20 protein-coding genes and 4 pseudogenes are annotated in these 23,902 nt (G+C 56.6%); 17 read left to right on the plus strand and 7 right to left on the minus strand.

Annotation, left to right across the window (positions count from 1 at the left end; all coding sequences use genetic code 11):
- Window positions 1-978: FG-GAP repeat domain-containing protein (locus tag AC0L23_RS33810; protein WP_473357977.1), on the plus strand; the 978-nt coding region annotated here is incomplete at its 5' end.
- Window positions 979-1,384: 406 nt separating this feature from the next.
- Here AC0L23_RS33810 and AC0L23_RS33815 read toward each other — a convergent pair.
- The 4 genes from AC0L23_RS33815 to AC0L23_RS33830 all read right to left on the minus strand — a co-directional run bounded on the left by AC0L23_RS33815 (window position 1,385) and on the right by AC0L23_RS33830 (window position 5,294).
- Window positions 1,385-2,524 (minus strand): SGNH/GDSL hydrolase family protein, encoded by a 1,140-nt coding sequence (locus AC0L23_RS33815; protein WP_473357978.1) that lies wholly within the window; start codon window positions 2,522-2,524, stop codon window positions 1,385-1,387.
- Window positions 2,525-2,880: 356 nt separating this feature from the next.
- The gene (locus AC0L23_RS33820) at window positions 2,881-4,710 is read right to left on the minus strand and encodes a carbamoyltransferase family protein (RefSeq protein ID WP_085349453.1); all 1,830 of its coding nucleotides are present in this window, start codon (window positions 4,708-4,710) and stop codon (window positions 2,881-2,883) included.
- Window positions 4,711-4,716: 6 nt separating this feature from the next.
- Window positions 4,717-4,866 (minus strand): DUF5989 family protein, encoded by a 150-nt coding sequence (locus tag AC0L23_RS33825; RefSeq protein WP_094183386.1) that lies wholly within the window; start codon window positions 4,864-4,866, stop codon window positions 4,717-4,719.
- A 2-nt stretch (window positions 4,867-4,868) separates the two neighbouring features.
- On the minus strand, window positions 4,869-5,294 hold the full coding sequence (locus AC0L23_RS33830) for an SxtJ family membrane protein (RefSeq protein ID WP_085349452.1): 426 nt from the start codon (window positions 5,292-5,294) through the stop codon (window positions 4,869-4,871).
- 505 nt (window positions 5,295-5,799) lie between these two features.
- On the opposite strand from AC0L23_RS33830, the gene AC0L23_RS33835 reads away from it, so the two are divergent.
- A complete protein-coding gene (locus tag AC0L23_RS33835) occupies window positions 5,800-6,201 on the plus strand; it encodes a hypothetical protein (protein ID WP_085354308.1) in 402 nt (133 codons plus the stop codon).
- Here the strand turns inward: AC0L23_RS33835 and AC0L23_RS33840 are convergent.
- The gene (locus tag AC0L23_RS33840) at window positions 6,188-6,526 is read right to left on the minus strand and encodes a hypothetical protein (protein ID WP_473357979.1); all 339 of its coding nucleotides are present in this window, start codon (window positions 6,524-6,526) and stop codon (window positions 6,188-6,190) included. The two genes, AC0L23_RS33835 and AC0L23_RS33840, sit on opposite strands and share 14 nt — an antisense overlap.
- A gap of 225 nt (window positions 6,527-6,751) precedes the next feature.
- On the opposite strand from AC0L23_RS33840, the gene AC0L23_RS33845 reads away from it, so the two are divergent.
- The 13 genes and pseudogenes from AC0L23_RS33845 (at window position 6,752) to tnpB (ending at window position 17,683) form a co-directional block, all read left to right on the plus strand.
- Entirely contained in the window at window positions 6,752-8,326 is a 1,575-nt protein-coding gene (locus AC0L23_RS33845) for an MATE family efflux transporter (RefSeq protein ID WP_473357980.1), read from the plus strand.
- A gap of 526 nt (window positions 8,327-8,852) precedes the next feature.
- Complete coding sequence (locus tag AC0L23_RS33850; RefSeq protein WP_085349449.1) at window positions 8,853-9,935, plus strand: glycosyltransferase family protein; 1,083 nt, start codon at window positions 8,853-8,855, stop codon at window positions 9,933-9,935.
- A complete protein-coding gene (locus tag AC0L23_RS33855) occupies window positions 9,908-11,080 on the plus strand; it encodes a DegT/DnrJ/EryC1/StrS family aminotransferase (RefSeq protein ID WP_198959210.1) in 1,173 nt (390 codons plus the stop codon). Before AC0L23_RS33850 ends, AC0L23_RS33855 begins: the two co-directional genes overlap by 28 nt.
- A 56-nt stretch (window positions 11,081-11,136) precedes the next feature.
- Complete coding sequence (locus AC0L23_RS33860; protein ID WP_158091505.1) at window positions 11,137-11,868, plus strand: class I SAM-dependent methyltransferase; 732 nt, start codon at window positions 11,137-11,139, stop codon at window positions 11,866-11,868.
- Window positions 11,869-11,957: 89 nt separating this feature from the next.
- Window positions 11,958-12,152, plus strand: a pseudogene (locus tag AC0L23_RS33865) (acyltransferase); the annotation flags it as partial.
- 156 nt (window positions 12,153-12,308) lie between these two features.
- Window positions 12,309-12,458 (plus strand): annotated as a pseudogene (locus AC0L23_RS33870) (acyltransferase); the annotation flags it as partial.
- A gap of 51 nt (window positions 12,459-12,509) precedes the next feature.
- Entirely contained in the window at window positions 12,510-13,361 is an 852-nt protein-coding gene (locus tag AC0L23_RS33875; RefSeq protein ID WP_085349446.1) for a class I SAM-dependent methyltransferase, read from the plus strand.
- Window positions 13,362-13,372: 11 nt separating this feature from the next.
- Window positions 13,373-14,659, plus strand: coding sequence for a DegT/DnrJ/EryC1/StrS family aminotransferase (locus tag AC0L23_RS33880; protein ID WP_085349445.1), 1,287 nt, complete (start codon window positions 13,373-13,375; stop codon window positions 14,657-14,659).
- Window positions 14,656-15,795 carry a glycosyltransferase family 4 protein gene (locus AC0L23_RS33885; RefSeq protein WP_085349444.1) on the plus strand — a complete coding sequence of 380 codons (1,140 nt, stop codon included), beginning with the start codon at window positions 14,656-14,658 and terminating at the stop codon, window positions 15,793-15,795. The genes AC0L23_RS33880 and AC0L23_RS33885 overlap by 4 nt, the downstream gene beginning before the upstream one ends.
- Window positions 15,796-16,060: 265 nt before the next feature.
- The gene (locus AC0L23_RS33890; RefSeq protein WP_473357981.1) at window positions 16,061-16,342 is read left to right on the plus strand and encodes a hypothetical protein; all 282 of its coding nucleotides are present in this window, start codon (window positions 16,061-16,063) and stop codon (window positions 16,340-16,342) included.
- Window positions 16,343-16,427: 85 nt separating this feature from the next.
- The gene (locus AC0L23_RS33895; RefSeq protein WP_143274735.1) at window positions 16,428-16,673 is read left to right on the plus strand and encodes a transposase; all 246 of its coding nucleotides are present in this window, start codon (window positions 16,428-16,430) and stop codon (window positions 16,671-16,673) included.
- Window positions 16,621-17,545: pseudogene (locus tag AC0L23_RS33900) on the plus strand (IS630 family transposase). The gene AC0L23_RS33895 and the pseudogene AC0L23_RS33900 overlap by 53 nt, the downstream one beginning before the upstream one ends.
- Window positions 17,546-17,590: 45 nt before the next feature.
- Entirely contained in the window at window positions 17,591-17,683 is a 93-nt protein-coding gene (gene tnpB, locus AC0L23_RS33905; RefSeq protein ID WP_085349442.1) for an IS66 family insertion sequence element accessory protein TnpB, read from the plus strand.
- 228 nt (window positions 17,684-17,911) lie between these two features.
- Here the strand turns inward: tnpB and AC0L23_RS33910 are convergent.
- Window positions 17,912-19,311: pseudogene (locus AC0L23_RS33910) on the minus strand (ISNCY family transposase); the annotation flags it as partial.
- A 213-nt stretch (window positions 19,312-19,524) separates the two neighbouring features.
- Window positions 19,525-20,859, minus strand: a complete 1,335-nt coding sequence (locus AC0L23_RS33915) for a hypothetical protein (RefSeq protein ID WP_473357982.1) — start codon at window positions 20,857-20,859, stop codon at window positions 19,525-19,527.
- A gap of 308 nt (window positions 20,860-21,167) precedes the next feature.
- Between AC0L23_RS33915 and AC0L23_RS33920 the strand changes: the two genes are divergently transcribed.
- The gene (locus AC0L23_RS33920; protein WP_143273040.1) at window positions 21,168-22,472 is read left to right on the plus strand and encodes an O-antigen ligase family protein; all 1,305 of its coding nucleotides are present in this window, start codon (window positions 21,168-21,170) and stop codon (window positions 22,470-22,472) included.
- Window positions 22,462-23,787 carry a hypothetical protein gene (locus AC0L23_RS33925; protein WP_085354565.1) on the plus strand — a complete coding sequence of 442 codons (1,326 nt, stop codon included), beginning with the start codon at window positions 22,462-22,464 and terminating at the stop codon, window positions 23,785-23,787. Before AC0L23_RS33920 ends, AC0L23_RS33925 begins: the two co-directional genes overlap by 11 nt.
- Window positions 23,788-23,902: the final 115 nt, after the last annotated feature.

Consider the following 23,902-nt stretch of genomic DNA (forward strand, 5'->3'; position numbering starts at 1 on the left):
GGGTTCAACAACTACGCCCTCTGGGGGAGCGGTTTCTCGCCCAATGACAAGTTTGGCGACTTCAATGGCGACGGTAAAACCGATGTCCTTCAATTCTCTGGCGGCAACGCCTATGTCTGGATCTCCAACGGTGCGGGGTTCAACAACTACGCCCTCTGGGGCAGCGGGTTCTCGCCCAACGACCAGTTCGGCGACTTCAATGGCGACCATAAAGCCGATGCCATTCAGTTCTTAGGCGGCAACGCCTATGTCTGGGTCTCCAACAGTGCGGGGTTCAACAACTACGCCCTCTGGGGCAGTGGCTTCTCGCCCAACGATCAGTTCGCTGACTTTAACGGCGACGGCAAGACCGATGTCCTTCAGTTTTCAGGCGGCAACGCCTATGTCTGGGTCTCCAACGGCGCAGGGTTCAACAACTACGCCCTCTGGGGGAGCGGTTTCTCGCCCAATGACAAGTTTGGCGACTTCAATGGCGACGGTAAGACCGATGTCCTTCAATTCTCTGGCGGCAACGCTTATGTCTGGATCTCCAACGGTGCAGGGTTCAACAACTACGCCCTCTGGGGCAGCGGTTTCTCGCCCAACGACAAGTTTGGCGACTTCAATGGCGACGGTAAAACCGACGTTATTCAGTTCTCAGGCGACACCTCTTACGTGTGGCTTTCCAACGGCACATCCTTCGCTCCGTATGCCGCCTGGGGCAAAGGCCCCGGCTCAGGCGACGGAACCGGCAACGATACGTTTGTGTTCAGTGCCAACTTCGGCAAGGATACCATTACCGATTTCCAGGCCGGCCCGGCTGTCGGCGACGTGATCCAGTTTGATCACGCGCTGTTCGCGGACTTTGCGAGCGTGCTCTCCCATACTGCTGACGATGGCCACGGCAATACGGTCATCACCTATGATGCCAACGACACAATTACCCTCAACCACGTGTTGAAGGTCAACTTGACGGCTAACGATTTTCAAATCGTGTGAACGCGGAAGCTGAAAACCTGACGTTACGCCTCGAGCCAAATCGGAAGACACGGCTGGCGAGCAGATCGAGTCGTTTAAATTATAGTTTCATCAGGAGGTGATGGTGGCCTGATATTTGGGACCGCCATCGGAGTGAGGTGGTCCCGGTTTGTGAGACAGGCGGCTTCTTTCTTTTCGCAAACATCTTCGATGCGCGTAGCCAGGCCGTGCCAACGAGCGTTTCTTTCGCCACCGCAATTTTCCGGCTGGGGTACACGGACCGGTGCTCCGGGACGCATTGTTTCTGTTGAAATCCAGCTAGCGGGTCGAGGCCATCGTATCGGTCCGGCTAGTGCGGCGCGATCTACTTTGGTTCGGCCTGTTTGGTCACGTCCTTTTTCATCAGCCAGCGCGCGGCCCTCACGCTTTAAGGAACTGCTGTCTCGGCCCGCGCTCCTAGCAATGATTTTATTCCGCTGGCAACAAATTTTGCTTTGGCGGCCTCGCCGGCTTCGTTTAGATGGCAGTTATCCAAAAACCAATCGTCGCTCGCCGCAAAATCTTTAGGATCGAGGTAGAGTAATCGCTGATCTTTTGCGATCCTTTCCATAATGGCAAGGTTTCGGCCGACACCGACGATCCACGCGTGCTCACGGCCTAAAAGATCGGGGCGATTTCGCGAAATGAATTGTTCACGCGCCTGTACAAACCCAAACAATACGGGCGTCGCCCCATCTTCTCGAATCGTTCGCACAAGCAAATCTAAATTGCGCTCAAAACCCGTCGTTGGCGCGTTAGTAGCCCTAGTCAAAGCGTCCGCCGGTGAAATTCCGGACAAATCATAAGGCATAGGTGAAAATACGCTGGTGAGTTCATTCCAATTGTGCGCATACAGCAGTCTTGCAGGCCATCCACCCCGAGCCAAAATGTGTTTGTCGATTGTTCCCGCTATTGGGCGCGTCCCCGGAGCTCGAAGATGCGAGTATTCCGGATTGTAGTTCGCAAACATCATCGCCAATACATCGTTTCCGCCTTCGTGAAAAACCACGATATCCGGCTTTAGATAGCGATGACGAAATATATAATCAGCCAAGAGTTCGGCGCTTGTGGCCGACGATAAACCGGCATTTATGATCTGGTATCCAGGTCCCAACAGACTCTGTAAGACCCCTGGCCACGAATGCGCGGGATCAGCGACATAGGGGTAGCTATAGGTCGTCGATCCTCCCAGAATAAGAATCTTCTTTGGTGTTAGATGGACGGCTTGGTTCGGCTGCGGGACAACTCGATACCCCCCCTCGTCGTGCTGAACGAATCCTTTCCCAGAAAACCCAGGTCGGTTCGTATACAACAAATAGGGATGAGGAATAATTTGAGAGTCATCGCCGTAAATATCGGGTCGTTGCCCTACAACGTATTGAACCGCCCTGATACCGTTCTGGTGCGTCTTCTGAAAGTTATCAGAACTGTAAATTACCTTTGCTCCATAGTTCAGCATTACAGCTCCGAGCGTAATGCTCACTGCGGCAACAATGAACGACGCAAGCCAAGATGCCCCTTTTTTCATACTCCGATCCCCTTTAATGTGCCCAAAACCCTACTTCCGATTGGAATGATTTTATTTTCTAAGAAGTTTCTCAGCATTAGTCGCGCGGCCTAAAATCCAAAGCATCCTGATAGCTGCCAACCGCTTCTGGATCCGATTGTATTGTATATCGCCCGCCGGGAAGGCTGACATGCGCTTCACCAAGCGGTAATCGGGCAAAGAAAATCAACGAATGGGAGGAAGGGCATGGCAACATGCAACACGGTCTCCTTAGATGCTCCGAGTTACACAATCCCAGAGGAATCCATAGCCGCAAGCAGCACTCCATCCCCAACCCAACCGCTGGCAGTCGTGGGTGGCGCGTCAGTTAAAGAACGCTAATCCAGTTCGAACGCGGCGCTGTAATCGCGCTTGAGGTCGGGATTTTGCTTCGACTTCCGGACCACGCAATTGCCCACTACGAGCATGTCGAGTTCATTACCCATGAAGCAGTTGAACGCGTCCTCCGGAGTACAGACGATCGGCTCGCCGCGCACGTTGAAGCTGGTGTTGACGAGCATGGGACATCCCGTCTTTGCCTTGAACGCTTTTAGGAGGCGGTAAAACAGCGGGTTGGTTTCTGGGCTGACGGTCTGGATGCGCGCAGTGTAGTCCACATGCGTCACGGCCGGAACTTCCGAGCGTGCAACGTTCAGTTTGTCGATGCCGAACAGCGCCTGTTGTTCCGCTGTGGTGGCGCGTCGTCTGTCTTCGCGTACGCCCGCGACGACCAGCATATAGGGGCTTTCGGAATCGAGGTCGAACCATTCTGCCAAATCCTCGCGCAGCACGGCCGGCGCAAAGGGACGGAAACTCTCGCGGTACTTGACTTTGAGGTTCAGGTTCTTCTGCATCGAGTGGGAGCGTGCATCGCCGAGGATCGAACGCGCCCCGAGCGAGCGCGGGCCGAATTCCATGCGGCCCTGAAACCAGCCGACCGCAAGTTGGTTGGCGAGGGACTGCGCCGTCGTCTCGATCATCTGTTCCTCGCTTAACACCGTAAAGCGCGCACCCACGGCTGTGAGTCTGCGCTCGACATCGGATTGCGAAAATTCTGGACCGAGAAATGAGCCCAACATTCCGTCCGCGCCGGCGACGGTCCGCGGCTGCTCCTTGAACTGGTGGTAGACGCCCAGCGCTGCGCCTATCGCACCGCCGGCATCGCCGGCTGCTGGTTGAATCCAAATGCGCTCGAATTTGCCGTCGCGCAACACCTTGCCGTTTGCGACGCAATTGAGCGCTACTCCGCCAGCGAGGCAAAGGTTGGGCAAGCCGGTGCGGCGGGCGAGGCTACGGGTTAGCCGCAAGACCGCCTCCTCCAGCACTGCCTGGATCGAAGCTGCGACGTCCATATGAAACGGGGTCAGTAATTGGTCGGGCTTCCGCACCGGCGCGCCGAACAGCTTTTCGAACCGGTCGCTGGTCATTGTGAGCCCGATGCAATAGTCGAAATATGACATGTCCAGGCGGAACGAGCCGTCAGCCTTCAGGTCGATCAGGTTGTCGAGAATAAGCTTCACAAATCGGGGCTCGCCGTAGGGCGCGAGCCCCATCAGCTTGTACTCGCCGGAATTGACCTTGAAGCCCGTGTAGTAAGTCACTGCCGAGTACAGCAGCCCGAGCGAATGCGGGAAGTGGATCTCCTGGAAGATTTCAAGAGCATTACCCTTGCCGATCGCGGCCGAGGTCGTTGCCCATTCGCCGACGCCGTCCATGGTCAGAACCACGGCGTGGTCGAAGGGTGACGGATAAAATGCCGAAGCAGCATGGCTGAGATGATGCTCGGTGAACAGCAGTTTCTCGCTGGCAAATTCAGCGTCGAACTCTTTAAGGTATTTTCTCAACAAGCTCTTCTGGAATAATTTCTCCTTCATCCATAACGGGATCGCCATCTTGAAAGAGCGAAAGCCGTGCGGAGCCAGCGCGACATAGGTTTCGAGGAGCCGCTCAAATTTGAGGAACGGCTTGTCGTAGAAGGCGACTTGATCGACTCCCGCAAGCCCGACGCCTGCCGCTTCCAGACAATACTGGACCGAATGATGCGGAAACGACGGATCGTGCTTCTTGCGCGTGAAGCGTTCCTCCTGGACCGCCGCGACTATGCGTCCGTCCTCAATCAGGGCTGCGGCGCTGTCATGGTAAAAGGCAGAGATGCCGAGAACGCGCATCTCTCTTCAGAACAGCGTGTAGATGAATGGCGCAAACACCGACCCCTGGGTCAGCACGACCAGGCCACCGAACAGCACCATCATAATCAGGATCGGCGTCAGCCAGAATTTTCGACGAACGCGCATGAAGCGCCAAAGCTCAGCGAGAACATCCATCATCAAAACTGATCTTTCATGGTTTCCGGCGCCGGACCCGGCACCCGTGCAATCCAGTAGCTCTCGGCGTCGGGCTCGCGCTTCATCCGGAGCAGATCCTTGCCGCGAAGCCGCATCACGGCTCCCGTGGGAAAAACCGCGCCGTAAAACAACAGGCCCATCACGACCGGGTTGACGATTCGGTGCAGCAGCGAGCCGAACTTCATCCATGCGCGGTTGAGGGGGTAGAGGGACGATGGCCGCACCAACGCCAGCGCCAGAAACAGCGCAGCCAAGGCAATCGTCCAGGGCCAGAGGCCGCCAAGATGCCATCCGTTGACAAGGCTCACCAATCCAAACGCGGCAGCCATTACCAACCCAAATGTACGGTCGGAGCCCGTTTCCGGCGTCGTGTCACGGCTGAAGTTTTCGTGGCTTGTATGGTCCATGACGAAGTTCTGATAGCCCCGAGTCCGTTACGCTTTGTACTGGATCGAGCCGGAAGGATGGCGCGATTCGTTTGCTGTTTTCCCGATGACGCTTAAGAGCCGCCCAAGCAGCTCCAAGAGTAACACATCGGATGTCGGGTAATAGCCGCAATCGATCGTGGGGTCAGGTCATTTGTCTGATATTTCACATCCGCGGGTTCCCGTCAATTCGGCGATATCTGTACTTGGTCACTCGATCCTAAGGTCGTCGGACGCATTGAATTTCGCTGGGCTCGAAACCGGGCGCGTGTGGTAGGGGCTTCCTGGCCGAAGCCGAAAATGTTGCCGCAAGAGTTGCGCGAGTTGATCCTGCGCAGGCTCTCTTAGTCGGTCTCCGTTTTGGCGTCGGGATTGAATTCGACTACGATATCGGCCTGTTTTGTGAGCCGCTAAGAAATAACTCAAGGCTCGAGCCCTTCAGACTCCCGCGTCATCGCGCGCCTGTTGCGCTGGTGGGTCAAGGACCGTGAAAAGGGAAGTGCCTGCGAAGCGCGAGGAGGCTACAGCCACCATCCTCTCGCGTGCCGACCTGAACGAAGCCGAGCCTACTAAAATGATAGCGAACGAGGCCATTCTTGGCGGTCCGAATGTAGCGCCCCGTGATCGCACTGATCGCCCTGAGCCGAGCCTGTTCGACCAGGTACTGAAGGATGCCCTCCTCCAGGCGTCGGCCGAGCACGCGGCACGACATGATCCAGCTGTCGACCTCTCAAACCTGACCGGTCTCACAGCATATAACGGTCGAAATCATTCCGTTGTCGCCGAAATACTCAAGCCGGGCCTGTATCGTAAAGACGTCTGGCGTGGATTCCAGGGCAGCGATTTCGGCATCTCTGTAGCGGTGGGTGGTCAGGTTAGATTGATTTGAGTTCGAGATCAGTTGGGCAATCCGCTTGCGGCCGGCGCCGTCGAACGGCGCGATCGAGCGTCATCCCGAGCGAACGCAGATAGTCGTTATGATCACCGATCCGCTCGAGCTGGGCAGCCCGGAGTGCGTTCGCTTTGTAAAACCCTCCGCGCAGCTGGTCCTCTTTTGAAAAGCGAAATATCCCGCAGCCTGGAATACCGGCAGCCAGTCGCTTGGATTTTCCGGCAAATCGGGCACCGCGACCGCCGGCAGCGCATCGCGGACGCGTTTCCGGCCGGGTTATCATCGAGGAACACAAAGGAATCGAGACCGAGGTCGAGCGCATAGGCGATCGCCTTGATATTGGAAGGGCATCACAACACCTTAGTCTCCCGATGGGGTGCTACTTTAGAGTTTTCCGCGACGGAAGGCACATTTAGAGGTTCATCCTCGGGGCCGATTGGAGGTATGAATTCGGATCCGATCCCTCACACACATGTCGACCTCGCCCCAAACCATATCGACATCCATCTGCGAGGCTGCTAGCCCGCTCTCGGGTGGGAGGTAGCCTTTGAATTACGAAGCCGATGCGAGCGGAAACCTGTGGGCGGCCGACTCCGGGCGTCATAGCCGGCTTCGGCGTCTCGTTCAAGGCTGGTCGGCGAGTGTCGTCCAGCTCGCTCTGAGCGTGTCGCAACAGGTTCTCCTTGTCCCTGTCTTCCTGCATTTCTGGAGCGGAGAGGTGCTCGCGGCTTGGCTGGCTATCGTTGCCGCGGGAAACCTCATGCTAGTCGCGGATGCCGGCCTGCAGCTCCATGCGATCAATCGTTTCCTGACCTTCAAGTCGAGCGTCGACCCCGATGGACGCACGGCAAGCTTCTACGTGCGCATGCGACGGATCTATTTTACTCTTACCGGCGCGCTCATGATGGTGTTGTTGGCGGTCGCGTGGCTAGCACCGCCGGCGGCCATGCTGGGATTCCAGCGTGTTGCGCAGTTCGATGCCGCCTTGCTCGTTATGACGATCGGGGTGGTCGCGCTCCTGCCGTCCACCCTGGTATCGGGGTTGTACCGGGTGCGCGGCGCATATGGTCGCGTCGTGTGGTTTCAAAATGGAGCCTTGCTCGCCGCACAGCTTGCGCAACTCGTCGCCATCCTGACGTTTGGTACGCTGATCGCCGTCTGTGTGGCGTTCGTCTCGATGCAGGTGGCCGCGGCAGTCTTTCTCGTCGCGATCGATGCGCCGCGCCTGTTTCCATTCCTGCGCCGCAAGCAGGCGCCGGTGTCCTCGCGCCTGTTTTGGCGCTGGGCGGGCGGTCAATTCCGGCTCGCATTTCCGTTCGCGGTGGCCAATGTGACCGAACTCGCGCTGCTCAATGCACCGGTGCTTCTGGTCAGCGCGTTCCTGGTCGACCGGATAGCGGTCGCGCAGTGGGGCTTGACAAGGGTGGTTGTTGGTCTCCTGAGAGGATTGTGTGCCCAGGTCAGCCTGCCGCTCGCCGCGGAACTTGGGCACGACTACGCGATCGGCGACAAGGAGCGTTTGCGCCGGCTCTTCGCGCGGGGCTCGTTGCTCGTCACGGCGCTTTGCAGCCTGATCGTATCAGGCCTCCTGCCTTTTTGGCCGGATTTCTTTGCCTTGTGGACACATGGCACCGTGCCCTACGATGCCGCTCTTACCGCGACCCTGTTGCTTGGCTCCGTGATCACCGCGCCGTCGCTGCTCGCGCTCTCATTCGCCAATTACAGTAATCGCCGGGACCTTCTCGTTCGCTCGAAAGGCCTGCAGCTTGTCGCGTTCCTGGTTCTGTCCGTCACGCTGATTCCCCCGCTCGGCGCACTGGGGGCGGCCATCGCGATCGTCTTGAGCGATCTCTTGATTCAGATGGGGGTGCTCGGCATCATCGTCATGCGACAGACCCTGCTGAACACGTTTCGCCACCTGCTGTTCATCGGCGCGGGGGCCGTGGCGATCCTCCTCCTGGGGTACGGTCTCGGCGCGGTCATCCGGGCATGGCTGCCGCTTGCGGGCTTCCCGCGCCTTGTCACGGAATGCCTCCTGTGGTTGATCGCGGTGGGGCTGCTGGCCGGTATCATCTCGACACGCCGCGCCCGCAAGGCGCTCATGACGTCAATTCCCGACTAGCGGTCGGTCGGCCGCGGGCAGGACAACGTTCGCCAGAGAGTCCGGCCTGCCGGAGCCGGTCACGTTGATGCTTTCTAAAAAATGTAGCCCTTTCAGTGGCTTATCATTGGGGGAGGCAGCTGCATTGCTAGGCCTCCACCGCTGGGCTAGGAAGGGTGCGGTGACGTCATGGCACTTCTGCGTGCCGCGTCTCCTGCGGTTGACTGACAAGGCATGGCGAAGCGCGTCCAACCGCACTTGCTTTGACCAAAGCTACCTGCCGCGGGGCATTGCTGTGTCAGTCACTGCAACGATATGCGGCGCGTCCAATGGTGGGTGTTTTGTCTCAGCGGGTCTGTTACCGCGCGCTCATCGCCCTCGACCTCCGCGTCTTTTGCCGCTGGTCGCCGATGCATCCGAGGTCGCGGGAACGCGGTTGGATCGCGGTATGATCAATGTCCCCCAAACCCCGCAGGACCATCACGGGACCGCCTGCACGGTAGGCTGAGTTGCTTTTTGGTCTTGACGGCGTAGTGCGAGATAGAGAATGAGGATATTTCAGAGTTCAGGTTACTATCCGTCATATGCGCGGCGCCTGCGGCGGCTTGCAGCAAATGCTTCGACCTTCAAGGAGCAAGTTCAAGTATTTCTCGATGATCGCTACGGGGCCTCCCACCTCCTGCTGCCGATCAGTTGCGGTCAGGACGATGCATTCTTCACGAATTGGGACGACCCATCCTTACAGCTCGCGTGGGCCCGAGAAGCGGGCCTTCCGAAGAGGCTGTCCCTGGACGATATCTTACTCGCGCAAATCGAAGCGCATCGCACCGAGATATTCTACAATCTGGATCCCGTTCGTCTCGCCAACGGATTTCTTCGGCGGCTGCCGGGGTGTGTCAAAAAAAGCATCGCTTGGCGCAGCGCGCCGTCTGGGCAGGTTGATTTCTCGACATATGATCTTGTCGTGGGAAATTTTCCCGGCATTCTCAACGAGATGAGTCGTCGCGGTTACCGCACTGCTTATTTCGCGCCCAGCCACGATCCGGTTATGGATCGCTTTGCTGAAAACAACAATCGTCCAGTTGATGTGGTTTTCGTCGGCGGATATTCGCGCCATCACAGGCGTCGAGCCGAAGTACTGAATGCAGTTGCGGGCTTGGCTGACCAATTGCGCGTTGTGTTCCATCTGGATCCCTCGCGGTTGTCTCGTCTCGCCGATTCCCCCCTGGGAATCTTGCCGCCGCTGAACAGGAGCCGCCGTCCGGCGAAAGTGCGCTCGATTTCGCAAGGACCCGTCTTTGGCCTGGAGCTCTATCAAGTCTTGTCCAAGGCCAAGATCGTTCTGAACGGGGCCATCGACATGGTAGGAGAAGAGCGCGGGAACATGCGTTGCTTCGAGGGCATGGGATGCGGGGCCCTTCTGCTCTCTGATGCAGGAAAATACCCGGCCGGAATGATGCCCGGACGTACACTCGTCACCTACACGAGCGGGGTTGACGCGGTCGCTCAAATACGTCGCCTGTTGGCAGATGACGGGCATCGTGAGGCTATTGCGCGCGAAGGTCACAAAATGATATCCACCACCTATTCGAAGGAAGACCAATGGCAGGCGTTTCAGAAGCTGCTTTGATGGTCCGGACCAGGATATCGAGCGACACCATGGCGGACAAGTTCATTCCCATTTCACAGCCCTCCATTGGGGTCCGAGAAAAGGAGCTCGTGCTTGCCGCGGTAGAATCCGGTTGGGTATCTTCCATTGGAAGATTCATCGACGAGTTTGAAAATAGCTTCGCACGGTATTGCGGAACAGAATTTGCAATTGCGGTGAGCAATGGGACAACCGGTCTTCATCTTGCGTTGGCCGCATTCGGAATCGGGCCCGGCGATGAGGTCATCGTTCCGGATTTGACATTCGTCGCTACCGCCAACGCGGTCGCTTACACAGGCGCGAAGCCCGTTCTTGCCGACGTCGATCCGGAGACGCTTTGCATTGATCCCGGTTCTGTCGAGGCCTTGATCACGCCGCGAACGAAAGCCGTGATGCCGGTTCATCTTTACGGTCATCCCGCGGACATGGATGCGATCGCTTCGATCGCGAGGCCGCGGGGCATTATTGTTATTGAGGATGCGGCTGAGGCGCACGGCGCCGAATACAAGGGGCGGCGCGTTGGAGGGCTCGCTGATTGCGGAGTCTTCAGTTTCTATGGAAACAAGATCGTGACCACTGGCGAAGGTGGCATGCTGACGACGAACGATCCCGCATTCTATCGTCGAGCGAAGCGACTTCGTGATCACGCCATGAGCTCAGACCGCCGCTATTTCCACGATGAGCGAGGGTTCAACTATCGCATGACCAATCTCCAAGCGGCCCTTGGGGTCGCGCAGATGGAGCGAATTGATCAATTTCTCGCTCGCCGTGCTGAGATCATGGCGTGGTATCGATCCGTCGTTCGCACCAGTGATGTCGTCCGACTAAATCGCGTGCAGAATTGGGCTCGAAGCGCATTTTGGATGGTCTGTCTGGAGGTTGACCGCTTCGACGACGATAGTCGCGCCGCGTTCATCCAATCCCTGAAGCAACGCGGCATTGATTCTCGGCCGTATTTCTATCCTCTGTCGACGATGCCAATGTACTCGCAGGAGTCGTTGCCAGTAGCGGCACGTAAGTCCAGGATCGGACTAAACCTGCCGTCGTTCTTCGATCTCGGCAAGTCGGACGTGGAGCGAATTGGCCAGGTCGTGAATGAGTTGCTCGCGGATGCGTCTCTTCAATGAAGGACGCGCCGCCCCCATTTGCAAATCGGATCATGAGGAAGGCAAGATCGCTGTTCATGCGATCAGAACTTCAAGACTACCTGTGTTCGATGTCGGCGGACAACCCGTTGCGCGGCATGCCTACGAAGATCGTCGGCGATGCATCCGCTGATCCCACCGAATTTTTCGACCACTATGACGCCTTTGGCTACTGGGTCGCCGCTAGGCTGGCGCGCCAAACACGTAAGCGCCGCATTCTCGATATCGGAAGCCCTAAAGCGCAAAATGCCATCCTTGCTGCATACCACGACGTAACGGCTATTGTGCTCGCCGATTGTCATGATCGCTTAAGCGCGATTCGATACGTCCAGCACGATGTCACGCTACCTCTTCCTTTCCCTGCTGGCGCGTTCGACTGCTTTACTTCCACGGTTGCTCTGCCGTTGATCGGGCTTGGAAGGTACGGTGACCGACTCGACGGGGATAGTCTTCCCAACCTCCTGTCCGAGCTTGGGCGGATCATGTCCGATGACGCAATTCTCCTCATTAGTATGACCGTGGGTCCGAACCTGCTTGCGTTCAACAATGGCTGGTATCTTGATCTCGCCACCATCCGGAGCCTGTTTGCCGGCTGGCGCATTGTGGAGACCGTTGCCGATAGCTGGTCCTCGCCGAAAGTGTTTTCTCGAGGGGATGCATCCCAGCGCTTCGTCAATTTGGAGCAATTGCCAGTCATAGCCAGAGGCGACTATCGCGTGGTCTTCTTTGCGTTGGTCCGTGAAACCCAACCGACAGATGGCCTACAATGAAGGCTCTCGCTTACAAGATTCTGAATGCGTGGCAACACCGGAAGATGCGAGCCTTAGGATCGCGAGTCTTGATGTCGCGTTCGGTGCGAATGCTGCGTGGATTTTCCGTGCGATTTCTTGCCAGTGTTGATGAGAGAGCATATCTGCGTGTCGGCGAAAACTGTCTGTTGAACGGGCCTATCGTCTTTGAGGCGCGCACCGGACAGGTCGACATCGGTGATCGCTGCTACATCGGTGCCGACAGCACAATTCTAAGTAGAAATCGGGTCACGATTGGCAATGATGTCACGATCGCATGGGACGTCACCATCTATGACCACGATTCTCATTCAATGAACTGGTGTGATCGGGCGGCCGCCGTGAAGCTGTTCTATGAGCGCTACGGCTACGCAGACTGCTTTGATCAACTTGACTGGACCAACGTTGGATCGGCGCCTATCGTCATTGAGGACCGTGTCTGGATGGGTTTTGGTGTCACAGTTCTCAAGGGCGTGACTATCGGTGAGGGGGCCATCATAGCGTCCCGAAGCGTTGTGACGCGGAACGTTGAGCCCTATACCATCGTTGCCGGTAACCCGGCGCAAATGGTTCGGAAGCTCCCAGTTAACACTTACCTCATCGGATGAGCTAACGGTATTTTGATGCCCGAGCCAAACAGAAAGTTTCACCACACCTGGGAACAAGCGATCTCCATCCTCCGGTCTGACCCGCTTCATCAGAAATTGGTCTACGACGCTTACTTGACCGCCGATCTAACGGGGAACTGTCGCCGCTTCTCGGAAAGCCGAGAATTCGCCGAGGTGGTCAGGCTGATCGAAGCTTATCGCCCAGGGAGCCGGGATGTGTTGGATGTCCCCGCAGGTAACGGTATCGCGACTTTTGCGTTTGCGAAACTTGGGTTCGATGTTGTCGGCGTTGAGCCTGATCCTTCATCGTCTGTCGGTCGCGGCGCGATCGCTACGGCTCTCAAGTCGGAGGGGCTCAAGGCACGCATTATCGACGCCTTTGGCGAAAAGCTCCCCTTCGAGGAGAACAGCTTCGACGTGGTGTACGTCCGGCAAGGTCTCCACCACGCTCAGGACCTCAAGGCGATGCTATCGGAATATGCTCGAGTGCTTCGTCCGGGCGGGCTGCTTTTGGCGTGCCGCGAACATGTCGTCGACGATTATGGACCCGGCCTCCAGGCATTTCTGGACTCGCAAGTCGACCATCAACTGTACGGAGGCGAGAACGCGTTCACCCTGGCGGACTACCGTGAAGCTCTTTCAAGGGCCGCCTTTACGATCGTAGCGCAGTTCGGGCCGTATGATTCCGAGATAAATCTGCATCCGAACACGGAGGAAATTCTATTGGATAAAGTTTCGGACTCACGTCCAGGCAAACTTCTTGGGCTTATCTTGCCGAGGTCAATCGTGAACCGGATTGGGATGTGGTACCTGCGGCGCTCAAAGCGACCCGGACGCCTCTACTCCTTTGTCGCTGTGGCTCCATAGAAGTGCCAGACATGCTTCAGCGGTTTCTTCCCCTCGCCGTAAAGATTCGCAAAAGGCATCCCGGAATATTTTATTTCCTGGCGCGCTTCGCGAAGCGCTTCTTCGGCCAGACGCTTGGAGTTTTCCCGCGCGTATTGGCCAACGAGATTGAGGCCGTTACCGATATTCTGCGCAGCTCGCAATGGAACATGGCCTACGGGCGAGGTCTCGTGCACGAGCGCCTTGAGGCCGAATTTTCAGAGTTTGTAGGTACGAAGCATGCCATCGCAGTAGGGAGCGGGGGGATGGCGTTGCAAATGTCCTTGCGAGCGCTGGGCCTGAAGCCCGGCGACGAAGCCATCCATCAGGTCGACACCTGTTCGGCGACCGCGATGGCGGTCATGAACGCTGGTGTTACCCCAATATTTGCCGACATTTCCGAGCAGACATTCATGTTGGATTGCTCCGATGTTCATAGGAGGATAGGAAGCCAAACCAAAGCGCTCATCGCAACCCACATGTGGGGAAATCCGGAAGATGTGTCGAAGCTCAGGCAAGTAGCGCAAGATAACGGCCTCAAATTTGTGGAAGATACCTGTCTCGCCCTAGGTGCCATAGCAGAGGGAAAGCCGGCCGGTTGTTGGGGCGACGTTGGAGTCTTTTCGTTCGGATGCCTTAAGCCGATCCAAACCGGTGAAGGAGGAATGATCGTCACCAATGATGGGGCGCTTGCAAAAGAACTGAGATCCCTGAGACATTGGGGCGATCGAACGATCGAATTTGGCGCGCGGGATGTCACACAGCTCGCTTGGAATGGGCGGATGTCAGAGATCCTCGCCGGAATCGCCCGGGAACAGTTGCGAGGCTATCCAGGGCATCTCCAGGAGCTGCGCGCCAGAGTGGCCGAGTTCCGGAGCGCTTACGCGGAATGTCCGGGATTTTCGATGGTACTTGGTGCAACGGACTCGGTGTCGTGTTCTGCATTTACTCAAGTGGTTCTGCGACTCGATGAGAACGCATTCGGCCTAAGTAAGAGGGAGCTTATGGATTTTCTGGGCCAAAGTGGAATTCCTCATTGGCACGCCAATTTTGAGCTGATCAACACCTTGTCGTTCTTCCGCGGTGATGCGTGGCGTGACTGGATCCTGCGGGGCGACATTGATCGTGTCGCGGCCAACAACACCAGTTCGTTTCCTGCGGCCGAGCGCGTTTACGCTCAATCTGGTCTGGGCCTCTCGAAGTCAAACTTCCTGTCGGACGGCAACAGAAAGCATCTGGACTCTGTTATTCAATCTCTGCGCAGGAAGAGCGGATCTTGATCAAGCTTGGCGTGATCTTACTGTCGAGACCCGAATTCGGCGGGACTTATCAATACAGCCTGTCCACGCTTGAGGCGCTCCAGTACACGAAGCGATTTCAGGTCACGATCTACGGAGATCCTTCAAACCGCGATTTGCGACGATGGGGTCACCCCGTTAAACCTTACATTGAAAGGCGTCTCAGCCAGGCTGCGTATCTGCTGTCTTACCAGCTAAGGCTGCCGCTGAATGATCCGTTCCGGGAAGAAAATATTCTGCTCGCTCCGATCTACTCGTTGGCCACACTGCACACCCAGCGACCGTTTGCGTATACGTTGCATGACCTGCAGGAGCATCATTTTCCGGAGCGCTTTTCGTGGAAGCAACGGCAATGGCGTCATCAGGTACATAAGGCACTTTCCAGCCGAGCCAGCGCAATCATATGTGAGGCTAATCACGTAAGAGAAGACATTGTGGCCAGCTTCGGCGTTCCGCAGGACAGAGTAGTAAAGCTGATTGCTCCACCTTTCGCTCGGATGACGGTGCCGATGACCCGCGTCGAACTGGAGAATGTGCGAAGCCGGCACGGGTTGCCGGAGAAGTTCGTCTTCTATCCGGCGCGGTTCTGGCCGCACAAGAACCATGTTCGATTGATTGAGGCTTTCAAATTGGTCGTTTCTCGATATCCCGATGTGCAGCTGCTCCTGACGGGCAACAAAGGAGACGAGTATCATTCGATTGTGAGCTTAATCAGTGCACTTGGCTTGAATTCCAGCGTCCGGCATTTAGGTTTTCTTGAACAGACCGATTTGGACGCAACCTATCAGCTTGCGACAGCTCTCATTATGCCGTCACTGTACGAGAGCGTAAGCATACCAATATTTGAGGCATTTCAACTGGGTACGCCTGTGGCGGCATCAAACATTCTGTCGTTGCCCGATCAAGTGGGAGACGCTGGACTTTTATTTGATCCGCATTCAGCTGAATCAATCGCGGGCAGCATTGCGACGATCGTGAGTGATTTTGAACTTAGGGAGGTGTTGCGTGCTCGAGGTTATGCGCGGATGCGAGCCCTGACGCCGGAGTTGTATTGCGGCAGCCTCGAAAGATTGCTGCAGGCGATGAGTCAGAGGAATACTGATCTGCAGCAGCGGTGATTATGCGGCGCGATCTGTGCGTCTAGGTTCTTGTTAGTGGAGCCCCGCACGAACGTATCCCTTCGGCGGCGGTCGCTTCGTGCAAATTCGAGTGCCTTTCTCAGGATTTGATCTTAAATCTAGCCTTAAGGTCATGTGGCGAATGCAGGTGAAGGTATTGGGCGCTGAGCGTCAGCGCCGTCTCTTCCGGCGAGGGCCGCTTTGTCGGATTAGTCCAATTGGTGCGTAACAGTCCTTATGGACAGCGATAAGCGCAGTACTCGGCTTGAAACAGCTTGAGGCGGTCGAGACTGGTCGTCGTCGGCGCTGGTCGGATGACGGGAAACTGCGGATCATGACCGAGAGCTTTGAAGCGGTGCGCGCTATATTCGACGGCACGGCGCCGCGGAATATCAAGTTCGTTGCCGATGACATGGGGTCGCGCGTTCGGTCGTTCGGTCTCGAGCCGATCAGCTCTCAAACCGAACAATCCGGCTTTGCGGCGGCGTCCTTGCCGCTGAGGTCGAGCCGGCGGTTGCTGGCACACGGACGAGTGGGCAGATGGTGATCGTCATTGGCAGGGATCGTCGAGTGATTGTCGACGGTAGCGTCGATGCGGCGGCGGGCGCCAGTGCTGGGGGTGCTGAAGGTCGATGATCCCGATCTCTTCGAACGCACGGATGCGGATTGCGACCGGCTACACCGACATGCGCACGGGCATGCAGGGGATTGCCGGTATTGGTGCAGGAAGGTCTAAAGCGGTATGGGATTCGGCTGAATCGATTTGGGATTCCCAAATCAGTGTGTTTCTGATTCACCATGCTGGCTGGGCGGAGGCCAGCATGGATGGGCAAGCCTTACTCTCTCGATCTGCGCAAGCGCGTGGTGGCGGCGATTGAGGACGGAATGTCCCGCAATCAGGCCGCCAAGCAGTTTGGAGTGGCGATCAGCACAGCGATCGGCTGGATGAAGCTGGTTGATGAGACCGGCAGCGTTGCTCCTGGGCAGATGGGCGGTCACAAGCCGAAGGCGGTTTCGGGAGACCACGCGGTCTGGCTGTCGCAACGGATCAAGGACGGCGACTTCACCATAGCGGGCTCGTTGCCGAGCTTGCCGGGCGTGGCCTGAAGATCTACTATCACTCGGTGTGGGACTTCGTGCATGCCTGACTTCAAAAAAAGCGTGGCTGGCGAATGCGATCGTCCCGACGTGGCACGGCGGCGCGCCCAATGGACAAAGTACCAAGGTCGGTCGAAGCTGAGCGGGTGGTCTTCATTGACGAGACCTGGACCGGACCGATATGGCACCACTGCTGAGATGGGCCCCCGTGCGGGCATAGACTCACCGCCAAGGTCCCTCACGGCCGCTGGAAAACCATGACCTTCCTGGCGGCCCTGCGCCATGACCGGATCGATGCGCCATGGTTCATCGAGGGACCAATCGGTGGCGTGAGCTTCCGGATCTATGTCGAGAAGGTTCTCCTGCCGACCCTTCGTCCGGGCGATATCGTCGTCCTGGACAATCTCGGCAGCCACATAGGCAAAGCCGCGCGCCTGCTCATCCACTCCGCCGGAGCCAAGCTGTTCTTCCTGCCGAAATACTCACCCGACCTGAACCCGATCGAACAGGTCTTGCCAAGCTCAAACATCTGCTCCGAAAGGCAGCAGCACGAACCGTCGATACGGTCTACGCCGCCATCGGCGAACTGCTTGGCACATTTACATCTGAAGAATGCGCCAACTACCTCAAAAACTCAGGCTATCGAAGCTAATGCCATCACGCTTTAGGTCGTGATCCGTTTGCCGGAGATCTTTTCGTGTTCCGCGGCCGAGGCGGTTCGCTGATTAAGGCCTTGTGGCACGACGGAGCTGGACTGTCGCTCTACGCCAAGCGGTTGTACCGTGGCTAGTGGCGCTCGGTCCTCGACCGAGCGCTTGTAAAGCCAACGGGCCGGTCATCGGGGGCGATCAAGGCCGCCAGCCGCCGAAGGCGGTGGCGCAACGCGCTAGCCTTGAGCACGGTCGATCGCCGGTCTACTTCACGCCGCCGTTCCTTTATCCAGCAGCGACGGGCGTTCCGGTGATGTGTCTCACATGGGTTTGTGCTGTGTTTTCCCGCGAGCTAAACAACAGTGCGCTCGGAGCACCCTGCTCGGTAATGAGCCCGGGGCATTATGCCTGAAGCTTGCAAAGGAGTTCGCTGCCGGTTCGCCACGGCTCGGCCTCGAACCATTCGCGCAGCTGCGGCGTAGTCTTGACGAGCGGATCAGGGCGTCGTCGCTCACGCTTCGGCTTCGCAATTGGCCTGTCGGTCGCGGGGACCGCTCCTTCTTTCCACGCGATCCTCGACAAAAACTATTCGATCGGTGGCGCCGCAGTTGGACGGCTTGCTGGGGCGCCGTCGGTGAGACTGGCCGGCCTCTCACGCCTCGGATATCGCGGAATCAGGGGACCGGATCCAGGCGGGCATATATTTCGTTGACGCTGGCGCGGACGGCATCAGGTGTACTTGCTTTGGTAACCAACCGCTGATGTGAGGTCGCGAGGCGCTATGCGTTTTGCGGGCACGTGCTCCGTCGCGCTCCTTTCGTATCAATTTGAAGGACGGCCGGAAAAAGTTCACGGACAAGCGGGCCGACCGGTAAAGCTGAGCCAGCAAAGCAGCCGCTTCGAGCCGGTCGAACCGACGGTAGTCGACCATTCGTCGGACGACCACCGTTCTTCTGCTCGATGAAGGCTTGATCGATCTTGCGATAGGGGCGACAGCGCGTGAAGACCATACCAGCCTGTTCACAATACACCTTCAAGGTCTCATTCATGAACACAGAGTCGTTGTCGGTGTCCAGACCCACGAGCGCAAACGGCAGCTGTTTTCGAAATTCGATCAGAACCGCGCTCAACAGCTCAACAGCTTCTGCTCACGCATCAGAATTGGCGCGCATTTCGTCCAGCCGGTCGCGATGTCCGTGAGAACGAGCGTGTGGACGAAACTGCTGCGCGCCGAAGGACCGCTGTGGGCAACAAGCTCGGCCTCGACGAACCCAGGCGCGATCTTCCCAATCCGTTGAAGTACGGATAGGATGCTGAGTCGCACAGCACTTGCTACAGAGCGACGACGCGGCCGACCACCTTGCTCACGAACGCATCGAAGTGCCCGGTCGATCGTGGCCGCACTCATCGACAATAATTTAGCCCGAATGTCTGACGCCAGGTCGATATGGCCGTGCCGCTCCACCGATTCAATCAAGATCGGCAGCAGGGGCTTCAGAAGCTTGCCGCAACGCCCAGTCTGCAGCCTCCCAAAGCAGCATCAGCGCATTTCTCTCCGCTTTTGGTAGATCCGCGGACGATTGCGGCGACCCTCTGTCTGGCCCTCAGAATCGCAGCGCAGCAACCGCATCGCATGCTTCGGATCGAAGCCCGTGATCGCAACGAACTCATCGAGGATGCGGCGCTTTTCGACGCGGCTCGAGACCCTGTAGCGCCGCGCCAAAGCAGACTTCAGTTCCTTCAGCGTCGCCGTACTCAATCGGCTCATCGTGGTCCTGCGCTCCCTTGCCATTTGGGGGCAATTTACGTGAGGCAACAACTCAGCATTCAGGAACATTTCTGGCGACGCAATGCGCTTCCGAACCCACTAGATGTTTCCGGTGAGCCGGGCCCTTCCAGGACCACGAGCTATCTTGCATGCAACACGTCAACGAAGGGGCATGGGCTTTCTCAATAAGGAGGCGCCCGCCGAGGCTTTCAGTTAATCCGACCAGGCCGTGAAAACCGGCCTCGGCGTGACATACCAGAGAACAAAGCTAAGCAGAGCCCCGTTCGACACCAAAGTAGTAGTCAATGGTACGTTCAGGAACACCTGGCTCAACAGTCCTCCAGACAGAATAATGAATTTCGGAGGTAGGCCGACTGAAGTCCGGTTTCCGAAAGAGACAACGAGCCCGCAAACAGCCGCGGCGAGAGGCGCCGCAAGGGGCCCAACCGATGCGATGCCTTCAGTGGCAAACAGTGAGGCGTTCAGGTTGCCGAGCTCATAATTTTTAGACATAAGAACCGACAGCGGATCGCTATAGGTGCAACCAACGAGCGACTTGATTAGATTGATCTGGCAAAAGTGCGTGACCTGATGGGTCGAGAAGAAGTCGTTGTAGACGTCGAGAGCAATTGAGGGAACGGCGATCATCCGAAAGTTGACCGCTGAGAAGTATTTGATGAACAGTTCGTATGGAATCGCTCCGAACTCGTAAGGAATGACCAGCAAGAGTCCGGCTGAGATCGGCAGAAGTAGGGACAAGAGAATGGTGGCTCTGGGTTCGAACACTCGGGCGACTATCGCAAGAAAGAGAAGCCACGGCGGGGCAAAAAAGGTCAGCTTCGTCAAGGTGATTGGGTAGAAGGCAAGCAGCAGCAGCAGAGCGACCGCGGCTTTCAGTCGTTCGCCGCTCATGACGAAGCTGGCAAAGGCGTACGGCAGCAGCGCGTTCGAGGTTATTCCAATTGCGTATCGGAGCGGGGCAGGAAATTCGAGGGTATGTCGGAAGCCATAGATCGAGTCGATGCCCGCCAGCCTAAAGTTATAGGTTGTGCCGGCTGCGATCGTCGCTGCCGCGAAAATCAGGATAGCTCCTCGCAACGTGTCCGCCGCGGCATCGCTCAGCACGACGAATTGCTTGATGGGAGAAGTGATGAAAACCACCGGAACCAGGAACGCGATGAGCGAAGCAATGGCCGAAGCGAGAGATAGCGTCCGGTCGTAAGGAAACTTCGAGAACACACCGAGCCATGCATAACCGGCGACCAGCGTGTAGAGATAAAAGCCAACGAAATAGCCAAAACTGAACCGAGCAAGCGCAAAGAAGACGGCGATTGCCGCCAGCAAAGGGACAACTAGAGTCGCTGTCGGCAGCCCCGCCTGTGTGAAGGCCACCGCTCCGGTGTAACCATAGAACCGAGCGACATAGACCAGCGACAGGCAGCACACGAAAAGGTGTACCCAAAGTAAAAGCAGGCGGCCTCGCCACGCCGAAGCAGACACGAGGCCGCAGGCCGCGGTCGGTTCGAGGGTTCGTTCCGCAGCTTTCATGCCGGCTTGCCAAAGAATGGCCACTCACTACCAGAGCAGGAGAAGCTGTGCAAGTGGGGGCGATCCCGCTGGACGAGCCGATAGACGCAGCAAGAGTCCCGTCATTCCATGTTCGTCCAGGACGGGAACCAAGCGGGCCATCTTGCGCTTCGGAGCCGGCCGAGAGGAGACACGCAAAAAGCAACTCGAATGGGTGTTGCGATGCAAACTTTCCCCTTATTGACAGTCGAGATGCGGTGCTAGACGGTTTTTCCTTCGCAGAAACTGGGGGCATTCAGTTGTATCGTCTAACGGTTCGGCGAGACCGCTTGAAATCCGTGGCCTGGCAAATCTCGTTGGCCTTGCTGGTCTCGAGTGTGCCACTCACCGTCTTAGTTGCGGGTCTACTGGGCAATGCGCGGAATCCAACAATCACCGCTGCGCTTCTTGTGGGACCGATTATTGGACTACTCGGTTTCAGTCAGTGGTCGAATTTTCGTAAAAACGAAGTTGATATGTATTTCTGTGCCTTTGGCGCAGTGGCGATCGCGTCAATAATGATCAATGGGCTTCCGCCGCCAAAATCGTTGAGCTTCTTCGCGTTGTCACTTGCGGCCTACCCGGCGTGTCGATTCGGACCACAGCTGCGCGAACCTAATGCTTTCATTGCTCTAACATCCATAGTTGTATTGATTGGCACGGGCGCAAGCGCAATTGCCCTGATCAGCCAATGGAACGATTCACATGGCAAACCTCTAATATTCGGTCTATTCGACCACGCAGCCGCCGCTTTTCTTTTCTCTTTGGCAATCCTTATCATCAGTTTGGTGGTCGAGAACACTCTTACACCCCATAAGGCGGCCTTCGTAGCCGTCGCGATAGCAATACCGATCGCCGTATTTGCGGCGGCACAGGTCCGGTTTACTTTCGTTGCGCTGGGCTTCGCACTCTTGGTGGGCTGGTTGGTCGTCAGGAGGCAGCAGCGGTTGTATGTACTTGCTATCCTCGGGACGGTAGTACTCTCCACGCTTTTCGGTCTAATTTGTCGTCAGAACGTCAGTACACAATTTCTGCTCCAAGCGATCGTTCCAGGCTCCTCATCGAATGCTCCCGCGATCGTCAGCACCCCCCCGGTTCAATCTCTCGCGAATGCTGCTGACCCTGCGACCATCGCCCATGCTGCAGCCTCTCGTCAAATCAATGCGAATCTAAAACGCTCCGGCGCCGAGTGCCAGGAAACTAACAATTCGATCTCGATGCGAAGAACCTTAATAAGCGAATCCCTTCAAATCCTCCCAAGAGCGGGTCTGTTCGGAATTGGATTGTCGTCTTTCGCAGGTGTTTCCTGCCTGATGCGAGATCCGCACAATTCGATCCTGCAAGCAGCAGTCGAATTCGGTCCCCTCGGAGGAATCTTTCTAGCTCTTGTTATCGCATCCGTTGTGCGAGGGCTGTGGATGGTTCGAGATGATAGGGCATCTGAGGTCAACTTTGTGCTTTGCAGCTTCACGTTCGTGGCTGTCATCGACATGGCCCATGGCCACCTTATAAATGAAATCTTGTTTTTCGCATTCGCAGGATACGGATCCCAGCTCATCGGGCTGGCGCGAAAGGAGCGGCAACTTGACCACTGAAAGCCTTGTCACTTGCCGATTAATCAATCGGGACCGGCTCTACCTCTCGGTGCTTATCGCTTCTTTCATAGGAGCACTGTACTTCTTACTATGGCGTTCGGCGGAGTACTTGATCGCCTACTATCATATCGGCGTCCCTCAGCATCGAGGCGCGGCCGTTGCGCTTCCAGTCTGTGTCGCGATGCTATTGGGCTCGACTTTCATATTTGCGGGCTTTAACTTCGGATATTTTGTCGGATTTTATCTGTTCTCAATTGTCGCGGGCTACTTATGGATTAACAGATTTAGCGTCTTTGACTATGATCAAGCGGCGGCATTCTGGTTGATGGCGTTCTCGCTCGTTTTGTTCTTGATACCAGCGCTAGCAACGAGAAAGGTATCCATCGAGTGGCGTCCTTTCGTGCTGCCCAAGCGATCGCCTGAAGCCATTCTGATAATTACTACCGGAGTCCTAGTAGTATGCTCCTTTCATGGCTTCTATCTGGTCGGCATCGAGGGAATGATCGAGCACCGAGATGACATCGTCCGATCCGCCGGAATGAACTATATCATAGGTAACATGATCGGTGGGGCAATACCGTTCGCATTCGCCTGCTTTATCGAACAACGGCGTTGGGCAATATGCGCAGTTCTAATCGTAGTAACGTTGCTCTACTACCCCGTTACACTAACCAAGACGGTACTCTTCGCCGCTCCATTCTTGGTGTTCGTTGCAGTTGCTTCGCGATGGCTGACTCTTCGGCAAACCGTGGTGGTGTCTCTGTTAGTGCCACTAATGATCGGCGTTATTGCGATCGCTGGTGTGGACTGGGAGATGATTAAGACATCCCAGTGGCGATGGGAAGCATTCATGATCCCAGCTTTCCGATTCGTTGCTTTCCCTTCGCTGGCACTCGAGCACTATCTGGCATTTTTCCACGATCATCCATTGACCCATTTCTGCCAGATCGGGTTCCTCAAACGGCTAATGGCGTGCCCTTATAACGAGCCGTTGGCGTACGTGATGGCTCGCGCCTACGACATGGGACGCATGAATGCATCGCTGCTCGCAACCGAGGGCATTGCTTCGGTCGGACCGGTATTTGCACCTCTCGTCTCATTCGCGTGCGGTATCGTGTTCACTTTTGCAAACCTAGCTTCAGCTCATTTGCCAGCTCGCTTCGTTTTAATCTCAGGAGCTATGATACCCGTGACCCTCCTGAACGTTCCCCTTTCGATTGCTACGACTACAAATGGCTTTGCGCTTTTGATACTCCTTTGGCTCTTGTCCCCCTCAGATCTGCGACTATGGCGTTCCGATAAGAGCGTCTCTTGACTACTCTCGATCGCGACTTGGTAGGTTGAATTGGCTTGATCTAAAAGAGCTTTCGCGTATAGACCTCTATGCCGCAACGACGGTATGGGGGCGTCCCGGCCTTAACGCGCATTCG

The sequence above is a fragment of the Bradyrhizobium sp. MI1.4 genome (assembly GCF_055811315.1).

What these genes read in the sequence shown, in the direction of transcription:
- AC0L23_RS33815 (WP_473357978.1), bottom strand. Translation starts at nt 2,524, where the DNA reads ATGAAAAAAGGGGCATCTTGGCTTGCGTCGTTCATTGTTGCCGCAGTG.
- AC0L23_RS33820 (WP_085349453.1), bottom strand. Translation starts at nt 4,710, where the DNA reads ATGCGCGTTCTCGGCATCTCTGCCTTTTACCATGACAGCGCCGCAGCC.
- AC0L23_RS33825 (WP_094183386.1), bottom strand. Translation starts at nt 4,866, where the DNA reads ATGGATGTTCTCGCTGAGCTTTGGCGCTTCATGCGCGTTCGTCGAAAA.
- AC0L23_RS33830 (WP_085349452.1), bottom strand. Translation starts at nt 5,294, where the DNA reads ATGGACCATACAAGCCACGAAAACTTCAGCCGTGACACGACGCCGGAA.
- AC0L23_RS33840 (WP_473357979.1), bottom strand. Translation starts at nt 6,526, where the DNA reads ATGCGCTCGACCTCGGTCTCGATTCCTTTGTGTTCCTCGATGATAACC.
- AC0L23_RS33850 (WP_085349449.1), top strand. Translation starts at nt 8,853, where the DNA reads ATGAGGATATTTCAGAGTTCAGGTTACTATCCGTCATATGCGCGGCGC.
- AC0L23_RS33855 (WP_198959210.1), top strand. Translation starts at nt 9,908, where the DNA reads ATGGCAGGCGTTTCAGAAGCTGCTTTGATGGTCCGGACCAGGATATCG.
- AC0L23_RS33860 (WP_158091505.1), top strand. Translation starts at nt 11,137, where the DNA reads ATGCGATCAGAACTTCAAGACTACCTGTGTTCGATGTCGGCGGACAAC.
- AC0L23_RS33875 (WP_085349446.1), top strand. Translation starts at nt 12,510, where the DNA reads ATGCCCGAGCCAAACAGAAAGTTTCACCACACCTGGGAACAAGCGATC.
- AC0L23_RS33880 (WP_085349445.1), top strand. Translation starts at nt 13,373, where the DNA reads ATGCTTCAGCGGTTTCTTCCCCTCGCCGTAAAGATTCGCAAAAGGCAT.
- AC0L23_RS33895 (WP_143274735.1), top strand. Translation starts at nt 16,428, where the DNA reads ATGATCCCGATCTCTTCGAACGCACGGATGCGGATTGCGACCGGCTAC.
- AC0L23_RS33915 (WP_473357982.1), bottom strand. Translation starts at nt 20,859, where the DNA reads ATGAAAGCTGCGGAACGAACCCTCGAACCGACCGCGGCCTGCGGCCTC.